Below are 17,673 nucleotides of genomic sequence, written 5' to 3'. Positions count from 1 at the left end.
CTTATTTCGCTCCTTTCGCTTTATTTCTAGATTTTAATAATTGTTCAAAAATAAATTTCACACCGATAAAGAAAATGATTGATGCCGTAACAACGTTGATCAATTCAGGTGGAATTTGTGCACGTACCATACCTGGGGCACCGACAGAAAGAACACCGAATAGAAAGGCAGCCAATGGAATACCTAACGGTGAATTAGAAGCTAAAAGCGCTACTGACATACCATTAAAACCAATATCCAAGTTACCGCTTTGGATGTAAACGTTTTGGAAAGTACCCAAACCTTGGATAGCTCCCCCAAGACCCGCAAGAGCACCTGAAATAATCATAGATAAAATAATCGTACGCTTCGCAGACATACCCGCATAATCCGATGCTGTTGGGTTAAGCCCCACTGAGCGAATCTCAAAACCAAGAGTCGTTTTGGTCAATAGGAACCAAATCACAAAAACTGCAATAATTGCAAAGAAAATACCAATATTCATACGTGAGTTATCTGTCAATGCACGGAGCCACTCTGTTTGGTAAGAGGCATTTGCTGACACGTTAACTGTCGAGTCCGTATTCTTCATCAAACTATCAGCAAATACATCACGAATGATATAGTTACATGAATAGAGTAAGATGTAGTTCATCATAATCGTAACGATAACTTCACTTGTTCCCAAATAGGCACGTAGAATACCTGGAATAGCTCCAGCAATACCGCCTGCAAACATAGCAATCAAGACTGTTCCCAAAATCAAAACTGGACGTGGTAAGTCAGGATTCGCCAAGGCAAACCATCCAGCAAAAACCCAACCAACATAGGCCTGACCAGACAAACCAACGTTGAAGAAACCTGCACGACTAGCTACTGCGAAACCGAGAGCAGTAAAAACAAGTGGTGCCATTGCACGGAAAATTTCACCAATTGATTTGATATTACCAAAAGCTGAATAGAATAACTCTTCATAGCCCCAAATTGGATCGTAGCCAAAAACAAGCATGACAACCGCTCCAAGTAGGATACCACTGACCACAGCCATTAATGGAAGGGCCAAATTCTTATATTTATTAAGCATGTTCTTCTCCCTTCTCAATATGTCCACCTGCCATCAAGACACCTAACTCTTGTTTATTGGTCTTAGCAGGTTCAACAATACCATGGATGACACCATCATGGATAACAGCAATTCTATCTGATACATCCAAAATTTCATCCAATTCGAAGCTGACAACAAGAACAGCCTTACCCTTATCACGTTCTGCAATGAGACGCTTACGAATATACTCAATAGCACCAACGTCCAAACCGCGTGTTGGTTGGCTAACAATGAAAAGGTCTGGGTTGCGATCGATTTCACGCGCGATGATAGCTTTTTGCTGGTTACCGCCTGAAAGAGCCTTGATTGGAACGAGTTCACTCGCCCCACGAACGTCAAATTCTTCCATTAATGCGCGTGCTTTTTCATTAATGGTATTATAGTTCAAGATACCATTTTTTGAAATCGGTTCTTTATAGTAAGTTTGAAGCGCAAAGTTCTCAGCAACAGTCATCGGAAGAACGAGTCCATCGCGATGACGATCTTCGGGAACGTGACTCACTTGCATTTCTGTAATTTTACGTGGGGTTTTACCAACCACTTCCTCACCTTTGATAGTGATTGAGCCAGATTTTACCTTACGTAAACCAGTGATTGCCTGAATCAACTCACTTTGACCGTTTCCGTCGATACCGGCAATACCAACAACCTCACCTGCTCGAACATCAAGCGACAAGCCCTTAACTGCTGGGATACCACGGTTTTCATTGACAACCAAATCCTTAATTGACAAAATGACTTCTTTAGGACTCGCTTCAACTTTCTCTGTTTTAAAGGAAACGGAACGTCCAACCATCCACTCAGCCAAATCTTGGTTTGTTGCTCCTTCAACGGCAACTGTTTCGATTGATTTACCTCGACGAATAACTGTTACACTATCGGCAACTGCACGAATTTCATCCAATTTGTGCGTAATCAAAATAATAGATTTACCTTCTTCAACCAAGGCTTTCATAATTTTCAAGAGCTCTGCAATTTCCGCAGGGGTCAATACAGCTGTCGGCTCATCAAAAATTAAAAGGTCTGCTCCACGGTAAAGTGTTTTAAGGATTTCTACACGTTGCTGTGCACCCACAGAAATATCTGCAACCTTTGCAGTTGGATCAACTTCAAGACCATATTTAGCAGAAAGTTCTTTAATTTCTGCGATAGCTTTTTTAAGGTCAATCACGCCACCTTTGGTGGTTTCAGAACCAAGAATGATGTTCTCAGCAACTGTGAAAGCATCAACCAACATAAAGTGTTGGTGCACCATACCAATACCCAATTGGGCTGCTTTGGATGGAGAGTCAATCTTCACGGATTGACCGTTGATAACAATTTCACCGCTTGTAGGTTCCAACAAGCCAGCAAGCATGTTCATCAGAGTAGATTTACCCGCACCATTCTCACCAAGAAGGGCATGGATTTCACCACGTCTGACATTCAAATTGATGTGGTCATTTGCTACAAATTCACCAAATATCTTAGTGATATTGCGCATTTCAATGACATAATCCTTAGTCATAATCTATTATCCTTTCTGACTATAGCCTTCTGAAAATTCTTCAGTACTACTTTAGTACTTAAAATTCTTCATCAACTATACCATTTTTGTCAGTAAAACCTACCATAGCTGATAGGCTTTACTGAGAAAAATCTCAGCCCGAAAACGGCGACCCCGTCGGGTCGCCGAATCGGAATTGTCGAAAAGAAATTCATTAAGGTTTTTCAGGAACTTCTACTTTGCCATCCAAGATAGCTTGCTTAGCATCTGCAACTGCTTTAGAAGCATCTTCTGAAAGGTTAGTTTCTGCCAATTCAACACCTTTATCTTTCAATGAGAATTGAAGTACTTGACCACCAGGGAATTCACCTGCGACAGCTTTAGTTGCAATATCTTTAACTGAAGTACCAACTTGTTTCAATGTTGAAGCCAATACAAAGTTAGAAGACTTACCATCTTTAGAAGTGTATTCACCTTCTGCTGATTGGTCACGGTCAACACCGATTACCCAAACTTTATCTGCTTCATTACGAGTTTCATTTTCTGCTTTAGCAGCAGCAAATACACCGTTACCAGTACCACCAGAAGCGTGGAAGATAACATCTGCACCTGCAGCATATTGAGCAGCTGCAAGAGTTTGACCTTTAGCAGCATCACCAAATGAACCTGCATAGTCAACTGTAATCTTGATGTCTTTGTTTACAGACTTAGCACCCGCAACGAAACCAGCTTCAAAGCGATCGATGATAACACCTTCCATACCACCGATGAAACCTACGTGGTTTGTTTTAGTTGACTTAGCTGCAGCAACACCAGCAAGATATGATGCTTCATGGTCTGCGAAACCTACGCTAACTACGTTGTCTTGATCTGGAACAACACTATCCACGATTACATAGTGTGTGTCAGGATTATTTGGTGCAACCTCAGCAATCGCACTCTCCAAGGCAAAACCAATACCGAACACAAGGTTGTAACCACCAGCAACAGCTGAATCAAGGTTTGTGATGTATTCTGATTCATTAGCTGATTGGAAGTAATCGTAGCCATTACCTTTAGAAAGACCAGCTGCATTACCCCATTCTTGAAGACCTTCCCATGCAGATTGGTTAAATGAACGGTCATCAACACCACCAATGTCAGTAACGATAGCAGCTTTCACAGATGTGTCCGCTGATGAAGATGCTTCTGAGCTACTGCTTTTTGAAGCACGGTTACCACATGCAGCCAAAGATACAGCCGCAACAGCTGCTAGACCAAGTCCAACAAGTTTCTTGTTCATTTCTGAACCCTCCTAAAAATCTTTTTGCAACTACATTGTTGCAGAGTAATATTGCTACAGTCAAATGACTGTCATACAGACTAGGTTAAGTCTGTAAAGGAATATGGAAGTAATTCCCCGACTGTCATCTCGACTGTCGATTTATCTTTAGCGACCAAGGTCACTTTTAAATCCTTATCAAAAAATTCTGCCATAACTTGGCGACAAGCTCCACAAGGAGATATTGGCTTTTCTGTTTCACCATAAATAATGATTTCAGAAAAATCTTTCACTCCTTCAGAAATGGCCTTGAAAATAGCTGTCCTTTCAGCGCAATTGGTCAAACCAAAGCTCGCATTTTCAATGTTTACACCCGTAAATATTTCCCCTGTCTTAGCTACAAGAACTGCACTAACTGGAAACTTTGAGTACGGTACGTATGCTTTTTGACTGTTTTTTACAGCTAATTCAATTAAATTAATAGTCTCCATCCGCCTGTGCTCCATTCATGATTGCCACGCCTGATGACGCACCAATACGAGACGCTCCTGCTTCGATAAAGGCAATAGCATCTTCATACGAACGTGCACCACCAGAAGCCTTCACTCCCATGTCAGGACCTACTGTTTTTCTCATCAAAGCAACATCCGCTACTGTAGCACCACCTGTAGAAAATCCTGTAGATGTTTTAACATAGTCCGCACCAGCTTCTTGAGATAATTGACAAGCCTTCACTTTCTCATCGTCAGTAAGGAGACATGCTTCGATGATAACTTTGACTAGTTTATCACCACTTGCTTCTACAACAGCTTTAATATCCTCCAAAACCAAATCGTAATTTCCAGTTTTCAGAGCACCGATATTGATAACCATGTCAATCTCATCTGCTCCATTTGAAATTGCATCTTTTGTTTCGAATGCTTTTACAGCAGGTGTGTTTGCTCCGAGAGGGAAACCAATAACCGTACAAACTTTTACATCACTATCTTTCAAGCTTTCAGCTGCTAAAGCGACCCAAGTTGGGTTAACACAGACACTTGCAAAATCGTATTCTTTTGCTTCTGCCAAAATCTTTTCAACCTGCTCTTGTGTTGTCTCAGGTTTCAAGATTGTATGGTCAATATATTTATTCAATTTCATGGTTTTCTCCGTACATTAAGAAATAATCTCTATGATTTCTTTCGTTTTTACACTTTCTTTATCTATTTTAACATTTTTTCGGAAATTTGTAAGCATGTTTTCCGAAATATTTTCATTGGCATAAATCGTTGCGATTTGTTCACCCTTAGAAACAGCTTCCCCTACTTTCTTATGGAAGACAATACCTGTTTCATAATCTAAATCGTCTGTCTTGACTGCGCGACCTGCACCAAGTTTCATTGCAAAGAGACCGAATTCCAACGCAGGAAGCCCCACAAGGTATCCATCCTCCTCCGCAAGAACTGGAACTTGCTGTGTAACCTGAACTGGACGATATAAATCTTCTAAGTCACCACCTTGGGCAAGGACCATCTCTTCAAATTTCTTCAAAGCTGCACCATTGTCAATATGTTGGCGTACTTCTTCAATGCTTTTCTCAACATTTGCAAGCTCCAACATAATTTGAGCTAGTTCACAGATAAATTCGGTAACATCTTCTCGACCTTTACCCTGTAAAATTTCAATAGCCTCTAAAATTTCCAAACGATTTCCAATCGAAGTGCCAACTGGTTGAGACATGTCAGTCAAAACTGCAACTGTCTTACGCCCAACCGCCTTCCCAAGATCCACCATGGTTTTAGCTAGAACCCGTGCTTCTTCAACGGTCTTCATGAAGGCGCCTTCTCCCACTGTTACATCTAGAAGAATCGCATCCGCACCTGCGGCAATTTTCTTAGACATTACCGAGCTGGCAATCAGTGGAATAATGTCAACGGTTGCTGTCACATCTCGAAGGGCATAGAGCAATTTATCAGCTTTGACAAGATTGTCTGACTGTCCAATAACTGCAACACCAGTATCTTGAACTTGCTTGATGAAATCTTCTTGACTAACTTCAATCTGGTATCCTTTGATTGACTCTAACTTATCCAAGGTTCCGCCAGTATGACCAAGTCCACGACCGCTCATCTTTGCAACTGGAATATCAAAACTTGCTACCAATGGCGCTAAGATGAGTGTGACCTTATCTCCGACACCACCTGTAGAATGCTTATCTACCTTGATGCCTGGAATTGCAGACAAATCAATCTGTTCACCCGTTGCAACCATGGACATTGTCAAATCAGAAATCTCACGTGTTGACATCCCTTTGAAATAAATCGCCATCGCCAAGGCTGACATTTGATAATCCGGTACTGTCCCGGCTACATATCCATCAATCAACCATTTGATTTCTTCAGACGATAGTTCTAAGCCATCACGCTTTTTTTGAATTAAATCAACTGCTCTCATTCTCTCACACTTTCAAGGATGTAGTAACCCTTGTCTTTCTTTATAATCTGGCAGTTGCCGAACACCTCTTCCATCTTAGCCTTGGCACTCGGTGCACCTTGTTTCTTTTGAATGACAATGGTCAAGGTTCCGTTTGCCTCTAAGCGTTGAAAGGCTCCAGCAATTACTTCATGTACAACCGATTTTCCGGCCCGAATAGGTGGATTTGAAACAATATGATTGAATGTTTCGTCCACGTTTTCGTAGATATTGGATTGATAAATTTTAGCGGTAACACCATTCCTCTCAGCATTTTTTGTAGCTAAATCCAAAGCTCTGCTATTAATATCAATCAGTGTTGTGTTGGTGCTGAACACCTTAGCAAGTGTCAAACCAATTGGGCCATAACCACAACCAACATCCAACACCGACGCCCCTTTTTCAAAATGAAGGGTTTTTAAAAGCACTTGACTACCATAATCAACCATCTTCTTGCTAAAAACACCTGCATCTGTCATGAAAGACATTGGGGTGTCTAGTAAGTTTACGTGGATTTCATGAATATCATGTGCTACTGTAGGATTTTTTTCGTAATACATATTGGACATGTACTTATTATAACATTTCCTAAAAACGTTTTCAAGAGTTTTTCTTACATGAAAAATATGATAAAATGAAATCGATATTGAAACGCTTACCTATAGGAAGAATTATGTATGAAAAATGAATTTTTAAATTTTGAACAAATTGACCGAGCCACTTGGCAACAACTACATCGTAAAACTACCATTCCACTTAGTCAAAGCGAACTAAATTCTATTAAAAGTTTTAACGACCGCATCCAATTACATGAGGTTTCTGACATCTATCTTCCTTTGGTTAATCTTATCCATATCTATCGGAAAGCACGCAAAGACCTAAATTTTACGAAGAGTTTATTTCTACAGAAAACTATCAAGCCTCAACCGTTTATCATTGGCGTTTCTGGAAGTGTTGCTGTCGGCAAATCAACAACTAGTAGATTGCTGCAAATTCTTATCGCTCGGACATTTAAACACGCCAAGGTTGAATTAGTGACAACGGATGGATTTCTCCATCCAAATGCGGTTTTAGAAGAACGGCAACTGTTAAATAAAAAGGGGTTTCCTGAGTCCTATGACATGGAGAAATTGATTGATTTCCTTGATAAGATAAAAAACGGCTACGACTGCCAAATTCCTGTCTATTCACATGAAATCTATGATATTGTCCCCAACAAAACTCAGGAGATTAAGTCTCCAGATTTCTTGATTGTTGAAGGAATCAATGTATTTCAAAATCCACAAAACCAGCGCCTCTATGTCAGTGACTATTTTGACCTGTCTATTTACGTTGACGCTGATGTGGAGCATATTGAAACCTGGTACTTGGAGCGATTCCAAAAATTATTGACATTGGCAAAAAATGACCCTAACAACTATTACCATCGTTTTACCCAGATGACGTACCCTGAGATTCTATCTATTGCCCAGAATACTTGGAAAAACATTAATCTAGCTAACTTAGAAAAATTCATTGAACCAACCAGAAACCGTGCTGATATTATTCTTCATAAGGCCGAAAACCATGAGATTGATAAAATTTATCTAAAAAAATAAATTTCACTTGTCAAAAATACTCTTTTCAGATATAATGGTATAGTTAGTACAAGAAAGGGTGGAGGTGAAACCATTGGCAAACATTAAGTCAGCTATCAAACGCGCTGAATTGAACGTTAAACAAAACGAGAAAAACTCAGCACAAAAATCAGCTATGCGTACTGCAATCAAAGCATTTGAAGCTAACCCATCTGAAGAGCTTTTCCGTGCTGCTAGTTCAGCAATCGATAAAGCAGAAACTAAAGGTTTGATTCACAAAAACAAAGCAAGCCGCGATAAAGCACGTCTTGCATCAAAACTTGCTTAATTAAAAAAGAAACCTTTGGGTTTCCTTTTTTTTATTTTTTCCATCATAAGGATGCGGGACAAAGTGGATCAATTTTTCCCTCGATGAATAACATCATTAACTCGTCAACCACAAAGCCCTCACTAAGATTCTACACCTAGTGAGGGCTTTATGTTCGTTTTCATTATTCTGTGGGTGAGGCGGAGCCATCATGGATGTCTTTCCCACTCCCTATTTTTTTATTATTAGGGAAGAATACGCTCCTTGAGATTCAAACTAATTCGTTAGAACCAATCTACCAGTTCAAATGTATAGGTTTGATCATTATAATAGTACTGATACTCTCCTACATCGCCCAAAGCCTGAAAAATAGCATTATTTTCAGTAGAGGCCAATGTAATCATTTGTTGCATTGCTTCTGCTGTTCCGAATTGCAAGACTACTTTATCCGTACCTTGTAGTCGCTGATCAGTGATGGACTGTAAAACTGCAGCTTCATCAAAGTTTGTGAAATAGACTCCCTTTTGAACATAGTAATTCAATGAATTATCTGTGCACTTCGGATAGGTCAATACTCTAGGTTCGTAATATTGTTCTTCTCCCCAGTAGTCGAGGAGGTCGGTATCAGCAATTCTACTTCTCTCTAAGATTTCATCAGGCACACATAGATAATCGTATGAAATATCTGTATGCGCTTCTCCACTTATAGCTTGATCAAAAACTGGGTCTCCCCAAGTCGTATCAACACCATAATATTGTCCATTTATCTTGACTAGATTCCAAGCATGCCCAAACTCACCGTTTTGCCCATTTTTTGCAATCCCTGTGACATAGATACAATCAATGCCTGCTTTTTTACATAAATATTGGAAGGTGCGACTATAGCCAGCACAAACGGATTTCTTATCTAATAGTACACTGGTAATTCCTTGGCTTCTCCACGTGACAGAGTTGGTCTGTAGGGCTTCAAGGTCGTAATCCGTTTGCTTTATAATCACCTCGTAAAAATATTTAACCTTCTCATAGTCCGACCCTGTTGGTGCCTGAGCAAGTATCTTATTCACTTCCTCTTCTATTTTATTTCGTGTCGGAGATAAATCAGTCGGATACGCTGGCTCTTCTAAATCCAATATATCAACTCCGCCAGTCATTGCCGCTTCATCTGTTAACCAGTAAAATTCTGGATAATCATGAGCGACAGAAAAATAGACGCGCGAATATATTTCATCGTTAACAGAATCAATATCGATCACTTGCATCCGCTTGCTGAGTCCATTAACAAATTGGAGATAGACACGACGTTCCTTATCAGTATCCAATTGTTGGTAGTAGAAATTTCCTTGAACCTCTTCTTTTAATGCTGTTAATTCTGCTTCTAGTTGCTTTTTTTCTTTAGAAAATTCAATTTTAGCTGCTTCCAAACGTTCACTCAGCTCTTGTCCTCCTCCTGAACAAGCAGAAAGGACTGTCGCCGACAATAATATGGTTAAAACGCCACGAGAAACTTTCCTCATATTTACCTCCATTCTTGTTTAAGTATAACATAATTAGGAGGCTTCTGACGAACTACACAAAAAAATTAGACTAGAATTTTCCTAGCCTAATAATATTGTTTTATTTAGGTAATCCTACCTCAAAAATAGTTCCTTTCGGTTGGTTATCTCTAACAGAGATTTTCCCACCTAGTGTCTTAATAATTTGCTGAGCCAACGATAATCCTAGACCGAAACCACCTTTTTGACGTGTTCTGGCCTTATCAACTCGATAAAAGCGATCAAAGATTTTCTTCTTATCGGCATCGCTGATTCCCAAACCATTGTCGGCAACTGTGAAGTAGACAGATTTATCCTTGATATTAGCTGTAATTTGAATTCTGCCATCATCGTCGGTATACTTCATGGCATTGTCAAATAAAATGGTGAGCAACTGTTTAATCAGGACCTTGTCTGTTCGAATCGGCTGATGAATCAAATTATTAACTGTTAGTGTTTTTCCATTTTCTTCGGCAATCATAAGGTAATTAGCAAAGATTTCATCAAAATAATTCGGTTGGACATCGATCATATCGACTTTTAAGCCATCATCACGACGAGCCAAATTGAGCAGGTTTGTTGTCAATAATCGCATATTTCGAACTTCTTCCAAACTAGATCCGATGCTTTCACTACTCTCTAAAATCGTCGCTTCGGGATGGCGAAACAGGCTCTCCAAACGATTTTGGAGAACAGCCAGCGGCGTACGCAACTCATGACTAGCATTTTCGACAAAGTCCTTTTGTTTTTGATAGCTGATTAGAATTGGACGCATGCTAAGATTTGATAGGTAAATACTGGCCAAGATAGAAATGAGCCAAGCTGATACCATAACAATAGCAACTGTCGATTCATAGGTCTCAATGGAGGATTTTATCTGGCTGACATTCACTAAAATTGTCGCATATTTTATATCATAGGACGAATAATAACCTAGTTCATCTGTAGCCAGCTCAATCGTCACATAGCGATAATCTTCAGACATACCGAAGCTTGATTCAACTGTTGCTTCCTTAATTTCGCCCAATTTTTCCTTATCTAACGGTAGGTCGGCCAAACCAGTAAAAGTATCTGGATTAACCATTTCTCCACTTTTACTATAGAGTAAAACATGAGTATTGACACCTAATCTCAGCTGATCTCCATCTCTAGTATTTTTTTGATCTTTAGGAACAGGCATGCTATCTGAGCTAGAGCTCGTCGTTTCTTCACTAGTTGGGCTATCTTGAAGTATAAAGACAGAGTTGGGCTCATAGGTTCTTGCGATTGCAAAACCAACAGCCATCGCTGGTTCTTCCTTAATCCGTTTCAAGGTATTATCGGAATTTTGATACATAGTTGAACGCATTAATTGAAAAATAATAGCTGTCATCAAGCCAAAAATCAGGGTAAATACTGCAAAATAACGGATAAAGAAGGAAAATTTATCCGTATACACTAATTTTCTGATTCGCTTAGGCATTTTTTAGAATGTACCCGACACTACGCAGGGTTTGAAGATTTTCCCCGAAGGTCGTTCCTTTCAACTTTTTCCTAATTTTAGAAACATATACTTCTACTACTGAAATAGTAGTGTCACTGTCAAATCCCCAAATACGGTCAAAAATTTGAGTTTTTGGTAAGATAACATTTTGGTTTTGCAAGAAATAAACTAGTAGGTCAAATTCTTTTCCTAGCAGTTCAACTTCTTCGCCATTTACCATCGTCATATTTGTAGATAGGTCAACTGTCACATCTCCAAAGGTTAGTGTGTTTTCATTAAACTTACCCGCTCGTTTTAATAGAGCTTGAATTCGCATCTTCAATTCTTCTAAATAAAACGGTTTTGTCAAGTAGTCATCAGCTCCCAATTCAAAACCATGGCCTTTATCCTCTAGACTTTCCTTGGCTGTTGTAATCAGAACAGGGGTCGTAACACCTTTTTCACGTAACTCTTTCAAAACTTGGAAGCCATCTTTTTCAGGCAACATCAAATCCAAAAGAATCAAATCATAAACGCCTGTTTCCGCCTCATAAACGCCCTCTTCGCCATCAAAAACCTGCATAACATCCGCAAAATCATCTAAGAAATCGAAAACAGAATTTGATAGGCTTAAATCATCTTCCACTAACAATATTTTAATCATCATATACTCCTTACGTTTCGGTTTAATAAACAAACCAAAGACCTGGGCACAGGGCATGGTCTTTAATAGAAATGGTTAGATAAAGTCCCGCTGTGACCATCTTAAAAATGAATGATCGGGTAGGCTTTAACTAACTATTTATTGATACGTGTTCATTATATCATGGAACAAGTAGAAACCAAAATCTCAATGTTTATTGATTAGAAGAACTACTATCCCCTGAAATGTGAGCTTTAATTTCTTGATTCTTCTCTTTTAAAGCATTCACTTCATCAGAAGAAGTACTCGAGTTTGACTGAGTTGCTCCACTTGTTGCATCAGGAGGGGTTGTACCTTGGCTAGGACCTCCTTGACCTGGTGGCATGCCTTGGCTAGCTCCACCCTGACCTGGTGGCATGCCTTGGGGTACTCCACCCTATCCTGGTGGCATGTCTTGGGGAGCTCCACCTTGACCTGGTGGCATACCTTGGGTATTCGCAGATGCGGCTACCTGTCCATTCGTTGCTGCAGAATTATTTTGCGCCAAACTTGCCTGACTTTGTGTTGAAACTCCTGTTGAGCTTTTCGAAATACTCATTCCCCCTGCAAAGCCCAAGGTAGCAGCTGAAATAGCAACAGCAGCTAGTACTGTTTTTGACTGTGACTTAAATTGATTAATAAATGACATGAAATTCCTCTTTTCAATAGAATATTATCAGAATGAGGCCCGCTAAATAACTCCTCTTTACCTGATGATAATAGTATAGTACTAAAAACTTAAACCAAGCTAAAGAAATCCAGCATTTTTATAAAAGTTTATTACATAAAAAAGAAGCCCTCTCGGACTTCTGAATTACAACTCTGTAATATCACCTGTGCGTAGATAAACAACCCACTCACAAATATTTTTAGCATAATCACCGACACGTTCCAAGTAGGTTAAAACTTGGTAATAGTCGCGACCAGCAACCAAGGATTCTGGATTCTTCTTGATTTCTTCCGTTGTCAATTCTTGGATACTTGAATAAAACTCATTAACAACCTCGTCACGAGCAGCTACTTCATATGCGACTTCCATATCCGCATCACCAAGATAAAGCTCCAAAGTTTCTTCAACAAGTTTTCGAACTTCGCGGCCCATCTTCTTCACTTCATCTTCAACTACTGGAATACGGACTTCGCCTTTCATACGAATAGCAGCTTTTGCGATCGAAACTGCGTGGTCTCCCATACGTTCTAAGTCACTTGTTGCTTTCAAGACAGTGATTACTCGACGTAAATCTGTAGAAACTGGTTGTTGCAAAGCAATAATCTCTAAAGATTTCTTTTCGAGTTTAATTTCAAAATCATTGATTTTTTTATCGGCTTCGATCACTTCTTTAGCCAATTCACGATCATGAGTTGTAAAGGCACGAACAGCATTATTAATTTGAGCCAAAACTTCATTTCCCATCGCGTAAAATTGGTTGTGGAGTTTTCCTAATTCTTCTTCAAACTGCGCTCTTAACATATAAACCTCTTTTCTTTTTAACAGGATTAACCAAACTTACCTGTAATATAATCTTCTGTCTCTTTGTTTGCAGGGTTCATGAACATTTCTTTTGTAGAATTGTATTCGATTAAATCTCCATCTAAGAAGAAACCAGTTCTATCTGAAATACGAGACGCTTGCTGCATTGAACGTGTTACCAATACCATGGTGTACTTATCCTTCAAACCATACAAGGTATCTTCAATCTTACCAGCTGAGATAGGGTCAAGTGCTGATGTTGGCTCATCCAACAAGATAATTTTAGGACTAGTAGCCAAGACACGCGCTACACAGACACGTTGCTGCTGACCACCTGACAAACCAACTGCTGAATCGTGTAAACGATCCTTAACCTCGTTCCAAATAGATGCACCAATCAAGGCACGCTCTACAGTCTCATCAAGAAGTTGCTTGTCCTTAATACCATTAATACGAAGACCGTAGACAACATTTTCATAGATAGACATAGGGAAAGGGTTTGGTTGTTGGAAGACCATCCCGATTTCCTTACGAAGATCAACAGTATCCGTACGAGGACTGTATATGTTTTTTCCGTTGTAATCAATCGCACCTGTCAATGTTACCTCTGGATTTAAATCTCCCATACGGTTAATAGAACGCAAGAGGGTTGACTTACCAGAACCAGATGGTCCAATCAAAGCAGTAATTTCATTTGGATAGAAATCGATTGACACATTATTCAAGGCTTTTTTCTTGTTATAGTAAACAGACAAATCTTTTACTTGTAAAATAGGTGATGTCATTTGTTCCCTTTCTATCCAAAATGTCCTGAAACGTAGTCACTAGTTGACTTGAGTTTTGCATTCTGGAAGACGTTTGCTGTCTTATCATATTCAATCAAGTCACCCAGATAGAAGAAAGCTGTGTAATCACTTGCACGAGCTGCTTGTTGCATATTGTGCGTAACAATGATAATGGTGTAGTCCTTCTTCAATTCAAACATAGTTTCTTCTAACTGCATAGTCGCAATCGGGTCCAAGGCTGATGCAGGCTCATCCATAAGCAAGATTTGTGGTTTTACAGAGATAGCTCGTGCAATACACAAACGCTGTTGCTGTCCACCTGATAAGGTAAAGGCTGACTTGTGCAAGTCATCTTTTACCTGATCCCAAAGGGCTGCTTGTTTCAGAGAAGTTTCAACAATCTCATCCAAAACCTGCTTATCTTTCACGCCTGCACGTTCATGTGCAAATGTGATGTTACGATAAATAGATTTTGCAAATGGGTTGGGACGTTGGAATACCATTCCGATATGCTTACGAATTTCGTAAACGTTCATATCTGGTCTATTGATGTCGATTCCTTCATAAAGAATTTGACCGGTTACCTTAGCAATATCAATAGTATCATTCATACGATTAAGACTGCGAAGATAGGTTGATTTCCCACACCCTGATGGTCCAATCAAGGCTGTAATTTTATTTTTTTCGAACTGCATATCAATGCCCTTGATCGCTTCATTTTTACCATAGTAAACATGAACATCTTTTGTCGAAAGGGCGATATTCTCCTCTGGAAAAGTAATGATATGGCGTTCATTCCAGTTGTAATCTGCCATTTTTTCTCCTTATAAGTCAGACTTCTAGGCTGCTGAAGTCATTTTCGCATGAAGTTTCTTACCGATATATCGTGCAGAAAGGTTGAAAATCAAGATGAAAACCAAGAGGATTGCTGCTGAACCAGCAGAAACTTGGGTTGCATCTGGGATTGTACCTTCGCTGTTTACCTTCCAGATATGAACCGCAAGGGTTTCTGATTGACGGAAGATAGAAATCGGACTAGTAACACTCAATGGATTCCAGTTTGACCAGTCAAGAGCTGGAGCTGACTGACCAGCCGTGTAGATAAGAGCTGCTGCCTCACCGAAGATACGACCAGATGCCAAGACGATACCTGTTACAATCCCTGGAAGTGCTTCTGGAATAACAACATGGAGAACAGTTTCCCAACGTGATAGACCAAGAGCCAATCCTGCTTCACGTTGCGTATGGTGAACGTGACGAAGGCTGTCCTCTACGTTACGCGTCATCTGTGGTAAGTTGAAGACTGTAAGAGCCAAGGCACCTGATAAAATAGAAAAACCGTACTCAAACTGAACAACGAAAATCAAGTAACCAAACAAACCAACGACAACGGACGGCAGGGATGACAAAATCTCAATACAGGTACGGATAAAGTTAGTCAATGGACCTTTTTTAGCATATTCAGCCAAATAAATACCTGCCCCGGTTGACAAGGGAACAGAAATTAAGAGCGTTACAACCAATAGGAAGAATGAGTTGTAGAGCTGAATTCCAATACCACCACCAGCTTTGTAAGATGAAGATTTACTTGTCAAAAAATCCCAGCTTACATGTGGCAGACCACGTAGCAAGATGTAAAGAATCAGTGACGTCAAGATAACGACAATCACACCAGCGATTGAGTAAAGAATACCAGTCGCCAATTTATCAAATTTTTTAGCGTGCATAGTTTTTCTTACCCTCTCTCGTAATAAATTTCATAATCATGTTAAAGATAAGGCTCATCAAGAGCAAGACTAGGGCCAAGGACCATAGGACGTTGTTCTGAACAGTTCCCATAACCGTATTACCGATACCCATTGTCAAAACAGAAGTCAAAGTCGCTGCTGGCGTTGTCAAGGAAGTCGGGATAACCGCAGAGTTCCCCACAACCATCTGAATCGCCAAGGCTTCACCAAAGGCACGCGCCATACCAAAGATAACGGCCGTAAAAATACCTGGCTTAGCTGCGTTCAAAATAACACGCCAAATCGTCTGCCAGCGAGTGGCTCCCATAGCCAAACTTGCTTCGCGATAGTGACGAGGTACTGCACGCAAACTGTCAACCGTCATAAAGGTTACTGTTGGCAAAATCATAACGAAAAGTACAAATACACCCGACAAGATACCGAAACCTGTTCCACCGAAGATTGAACGTACAAATGGTACAACTACTTGCAAACCAATGAAACCATATACAACCGATGGAATACCAACCAAAAGTTCGATAACAGGTTGTAAGATTTTTGCACCACGTTTTGGTGATATTTCTGTCATGAAGACCGCTGCACCGATTGCGATAGGTGTCGCAACAACAGCTGACAGAATCGTAACAATGAAAGAACCTGAAATCATTGGCAGGGCACCAAATATTTTCGAGCTTGGTTCCCACTTGCTTCCAAATAAGAAATCAGTGATGCTCACACCGTCAACAAAGAAAGTCGATAATCCACGCTGCGCAACGAAAATCAAAATCATTGCAACAATAAAGACAATCAATGATAGACAAAGGAATGTAATTACCTTACCAAACTTCTCTAATCGAGAATTTTTAGATGGAGACGATAACTCTTTTGCTAGTTGTTCGTTTTTCATGCTTACTCCTTCTCAGTCACCGTGCCATCAGCACTTTTCACAACTTTCATATCGTTGATAGAAATGTATCCCATACTTTCAACGATACCATTTTGAACTTCATCTGACATCATGTAATCTAAAAATTCTTCTGTCAAATCAGTCGCTTTTCCCATCGTATACATATGCTCATAGGACCAAATTGGCCAATCATTTGTTGCTACATTTTCAGCAGTTGGTTCAAAACCGTTTAGCTTAATTGTTTTAACGGAATCATCTATATAAGCAAATGATAGGTAGGAAATTGCACCTGGTGTCTGAGCAACAATAGATTTTACCATACCGTTAGAATCTTGTTCTTGACTCTGAGCTGCGGTTTGTCCATCCATGATAACACTATCAAAGGTCGCACGTGAACCTGAACTAGCTGCACGGTTAATGATTGAAATTTCCAAATCCTTACCACCCAGTTCTTTCCAGTTGGTAATCTCACCAGTAAAAATTTTACGCAGATCTTCTGTAGTAATATCTCTAACCGATACTTGCTCATTTACAATAACGGCCAAACCAGCTACTGCTACTTGATGGTCAACAAGTTTACTTGCATCAATACCATCTTTTTCCTCAGCAAATACGTCAGAGTTACCAATCTGAACAGCTCCAGACTGAACTTGTGACAAGCCAGTACCTGATCCTCCACCCTGAACATTGATGGATTTACCGATATTGACACTACCAAATTCATCTGCTGCTGCCTCAACAAGTGGTTGAAGCGCTGTCGAACCTACGGCTGTAATAGACTCTCCTCGATCGATCCAAGAAGAACAACCAGAAAGAGCCATACTACTCAAAAGAAACAAAGCTGCAATTCCAAGCTTCTGCTTTTTTTTCATTTCGTTTTTTCCTTTACATTTTTCAGTGGAATCTCCTAAAATTAACTCTGTATTTTACATAGAATTTAC

Annotated in this window: 20 protein-coding genes; 2 read left to right on the top strand and 18 right to left on the bottom strand. The window is 39.8% G+C overall.

The genetic code is table 11. The features are described 5' to 3' along the window. Nucleotide 1: 1 nt before the first annotated feature. The 7 genes from K5Q22_RS04825 to K5Q22_RS04795 all read right to left on the bottom strand — a co-directional run bounded on the left by K5Q22_RS04825 (nt 2) and on the right by K5Q22_RS04795 (nt 6,851). Nucleotides 2–1,063, bottom strand: coding sequence for an ABC transporter permease (locus K5Q22_RS04825; RefSeq protein WP_205013638.1), 1,062 nt, complete (start codon nt 1,061–1,063; stop codon nt 2–4). After that, a complete protein-coding gene (locus K5Q22_RS04820) occupies nt 1,056–2,591 on the bottom strand; it encodes an ABC transporter ATP-binding protein (protein WP_024406963.1) in 1,536 nt (511 codons plus the stop codon). The genes K5Q22_RS04825 and K5Q22_RS04820 overlap by 8 nt, the downstream gene beginning before the upstream one ends. Nucleotides 2,592–2,784: 193 nt before the next feature. Next, a complete protein-coding gene (locus tag K5Q22_RS04815; RefSeq protein WP_002940836.1) occupies nt 2,785–3,852 on the bottom strand; it encodes a BMP family protein in 1,068 nt (355 codons plus the stop codon). 80 nt (nt 3,853–3,932) lie between these two features. Further along, entirely contained in the window at nt 3,933–4,322 is a 390-nt protein-coding gene (locus K5Q22_RS04810) for a cytidine deaminase (protein ID WP_024418110.1), read from the bottom strand. Further along, nucleotides 4,309–4,971, bottom strand: coding sequence for a deoxyribose-phosphate aldolase (deoC, locus tag K5Q22_RS04805; protein WP_024418109.1), 663 nt, complete (start codon nt 4,969–4,971; stop codon nt 4,309–4,311). The genes K5Q22_RS04810 and deoC overlap by 14 nt, the downstream gene beginning before the upstream one ends. 15 nt (nt 4,972–4,986) lie before the next feature. Further along, a complete protein-coding gene (locus K5Q22_RS04800; RefSeq protein ID WP_024418108.1) occupies nt 4,987–6,264 on the bottom strand; it encodes a pyrimidine-nucleoside phosphorylase in 1,278 nt (425 codons plus the stop codon). Continuing rightward, nucleotides 6,261–6,851 (bottom strand): class I SAM-dependent methyltransferase, encoded by a 591-nt coding sequence (locus tag K5Q22_RS04795; RefSeq protein WP_024418107.1) that lies wholly within the window; start codon nt 6,849–6,851, stop codon nt 6,261–6,263. Before K5Q22_RS04795 ends, K5Q22_RS04800 begins: the two co-directional genes overlap by 4 nt. Nucleotides 6,852–6,959: 108 nt before the next feature. Between K5Q22_RS04795 and coaA the strand changes: the two genes are divergently transcribed. Both coaA and rpsT read left to right on the top strand, forming a co-directional pair. Next, a complete protein-coding gene (coaA, locus tag K5Q22_RS04790; protein WP_002935283.1) occupies nt 6,960–7,880 on the top strand; it encodes a type I pantothenate kinase in 921 nt (306 codons plus the stop codon). Nucleotides 7,881–7,938: 58 nt separating this feature from the next. Then, entirely contained in the window at nt 7,939–8,187 is a 249-nt protein-coding gene (gene rpsT, locus K5Q22_RS04785) for a 30S ribosomal protein S20 (RefSeq protein WP_012027069.1), read from the top strand. Between the two features lie 263 nt (nt 8,188–8,450). Here rpsT and K5Q22_RS04780 read toward each other — a convergent pair whose 3' ends face one another. The 11 genes from K5Q22_RS04780 to K5Q22_RS04735 all read right to left on the bottom strand — a co-directional run bounded on the left by K5Q22_RS04780 (nt 8,451) and on the right by K5Q22_RS04735 (nt 17,604). Further along, complete coding sequence (locus K5Q22_RS04780; RefSeq protein WP_205013639.1) at nt 8,451–9,680, bottom strand: transglutaminase domain-containing protein; 1,230 nt, start codon at nt 9,678–9,680, stop codon at nt 8,451–8,453. A 100-nt stretch (nt 9,681–9,780) separates the two neighbouring features. Next, nucleotides 9,781–11,160 (bottom strand): cell wall metabolism sensor histidine kinase WalK, encoded by a 1,380-nt coding sequence (locus K5Q22_RS04775; protein WP_044762919.1) that lies wholly within the window; start codon nt 11,158–11,160, stop codon nt 9,781–9,783. Beyond that, nucleotides 11,153–11,824, bottom strand: a complete 672-nt coding sequence (locus tag K5Q22_RS04770; RefSeq protein WP_009909965.1) for a response regulator transcription factor — start codon at nt 11,822–11,824, stop codon at nt 11,153–11,155. The genes K5Q22_RS04775 and K5Q22_RS04770 overlap by 8 nt, the downstream gene beginning before the upstream one ends. A 193-nt stretch (nt 11,825–12,017) precedes the next feature. Next, the gene (locus K5Q22_RS09750; RefSeq protein ID WP_239514843.1) at nt 12,018–12,221 is read right to left on the bottom strand and encodes a hypothetical protein; all 204 of its coding nucleotides are present in this window, start codon (nt 12,219–12,221) and stop codon (nt 12,018–12,020) included. 18 nt (nt 12,222–12,239) lie between these two features. After that, complete coding sequence (locus tag K5Q22_RS09745; protein WP_239514844.1) at nt 12,240–12,491, bottom strand: hypothetical protein; 252 nt, start codon at nt 12,489–12,491, stop codon at nt 12,240–12,242. 165 nt (nt 12,492–12,656) lie between these two features. Then, the gene (phoU, locus tag K5Q22_RS04760; protein WP_024413748.1) at nt 12,657–13,313 is read right to left on the bottom strand and encodes a phosphate signaling complex protein PhoU; all 657 of its coding nucleotides are present in this window, start codon (nt 13,311–13,313) and stop codon (nt 12,657–12,659) included. A 26-nt stretch (nt 13,314–13,339) separates the two neighbouring features. Further along, nucleotides 13,340–14,098: a phosphate ABC transporter ATP-binding protein PstB gene (gene pstB, locus K5Q22_RS04755; RefSeq protein WP_205013640.1), complete on the bottom strand. Its 759-nt coding sequence runs from the start codon at nt 14,096–14,098 to the stop codon at nt 13,340–13,342. Between the two features lie 11 nt (nt 14,099–14,109). After that, entirely contained in the window at nt 14,110–14,913 is an 804-nt protein-coding gene (gene pstB / locus K5Q22_RS04750; protein WP_002940866.1) for a phosphate ABC transporter ATP-binding protein PstB, read from the bottom strand. A 24-nt stretch (nt 14,914–14,937) separates the two neighbouring features. Next, nucleotides 14,938–15,825: a phosphate ABC transporter permease PstA gene (pstA, locus tag K5Q22_RS04745; protein ID WP_014635996.1), complete on the bottom strand. Its 888-nt coding sequence runs from the start codon at nt 15,823–15,825 to the stop codon at nt 14,938–14,940. Then, nucleotides 15,815–16,732: a phosphate ABC transporter permease subunit PstC gene (pstC, locus tag K5Q22_RS04740; RefSeq protein ID WP_002937619.1), complete on the bottom strand. Its 918-nt coding sequence runs from the start codon at nt 16,730–16,732 to the stop codon at nt 15,815–15,817. The genes pstA and pstC overlap by 11 nt, the downstream gene beginning before the upstream one ends. Nucleotides 16,733–16,734: 2 nt before the next feature. Next, entirely contained in the window at nt 16,735–17,604 is an 870-nt protein-coding gene (locus K5Q22_RS04735; RefSeq protein ID WP_024406953.1) for a phosphate ABC transporter substrate-binding protein PstS family protein, read from the bottom strand. Between the last annotated feature and the right edge of the window lie 69 nt (nt 17,605–17,673).

This window comes from Streptococcus sp. 2018162, assembly GCF_019754175.1.
GTDB classification, from domain to species: Bacteria; Bacillota; Bacilli; order Lactobacillales; family Streptococcaceae; genus Streptococcus; species Streptococcus hashimotonensis.
This window is presented reverse-complemented; position numbering and strand designations above follow the sequence as displayed.

Coding starts and splice junctions, on each gene's coding strand:
- coaA (WP_002935283.1), top strand. CDS start 6,960: ATGAAAAATGAATTTTTAAATTTTGAACAAATTGACCGAGCCACTTGG.
- deoC (WP_024418109.1), bottom strand. CDS start 4,971: ATGAAATTGAATAAATATATTGACCATACAATCTTGAAACCTGAGACA.
- K5Q22_RS04795 (WP_024418107.1), bottom strand. CDS start 6,851: ATGTCCAATATGTATTACGAAAAAAATCCTACAGTAGCACATGATATT.
- K5Q22_RS04800 (WP_024418108.1), bottom strand. CDS start 6,264: ATGAGAGCAGTTGATTTAATTCAAAAAAAGCGTGATGGCTTAGAACTA.
- K5Q22_RS04780 (WP_205013639.1), bottom strand. CDS start 9,680: ATGAGGAAAGTTTCTCGTGGCGTTTTAACCATATTATTGTCGGCGACA.
- K5Q22_RS04820 (WP_024406963.1), bottom strand. CDS start 2,591: ATGACTAAGGATTATGTCATTGAAATGCGCAATATCACTAAGATATTT.
- K5Q22_RS09745 (WP_239514844.1), bottom strand. CDS start 12,491: ATGTCATTTATTAATCAATTTAAGTCACAGTCAAAAACAGTACTAGCT.
- pstC (WP_002937619.1), bottom strand. CDS start 16,732: ATGAAAAACGAACAACTAGCAAAAGAGTTATCGTCTCCATCTAAAAAT.
- K5Q22_RS04815 (WP_002940836.1), bottom strand. CDS start 3,852: ATGAACAAGAAACTTGTTGGACTTGGTCTAGCAGCTGTTGCGGCTGTA.
- K5Q22_RS09750 (WP_239514843.1), bottom strand. CDS start 12,221: ATGCCACCAGGTCAGGGTGGAGCTAGCCAAGGCATGCCACCAGGTCAA.
- K5Q22_RS04810 (WP_024418110.1), bottom strand. CDS start 4,322: ATGGAGACTATTAATTTAATTGAATTAGCTGTAAAAAACAGTCAAAAA.
- phoU (WP_024413748.1), bottom strand. CDS start 13,313: ATGTTAAGAGCGCAGTTTGAAGAAGAATTAGGAAAACTCCACAACCAA.
- K5Q22_RS04775 (WP_044762919.1), bottom strand. CDS start 11,160: ATGCCTAAGCGAATCAGAAAATTAGTGTATACGGATAAATTTTCCTTC.
- pstB (WP_002940866.1), bottom strand. CDS start 14,913: ATGGCAGATTACAACTGGAATGAACGCCATATCATTACTTTTCCAGAG.
- pstA (WP_014635996.1), bottom strand. CDS start 15,825: ATGCACGCTAAAAAATTTGATAAATTGGCGACTGGTATTCTTTACTCA.
- pstB (WP_205013640.1), bottom strand. CDS start 14,098: ATGACATCACCTATTTTACAAGTAAAAGATTTGTCTGTTTACTATAAC.
- K5Q22_RS04770 (WP_009909965.1), bottom strand. CDS start 11,824: ATGATTAAAATATTGTTAGTGGAAGATGATTTAAGCCTATCAAATTCT.
- K5Q22_RS04735 (WP_024406953.1), bottom strand. CDS start 17,604: ATGAAAAAAAAGCAGAAGCTTGGAATTGCAGCTTTGTTTCTTTTGAGT.
- K5Q22_RS04825 (WP_205013638.1), bottom strand. CDS start 1,063: ATGCTTAATAAATATAAGAATTTGGCCCTTCCATTAATGGCTGTGGTC.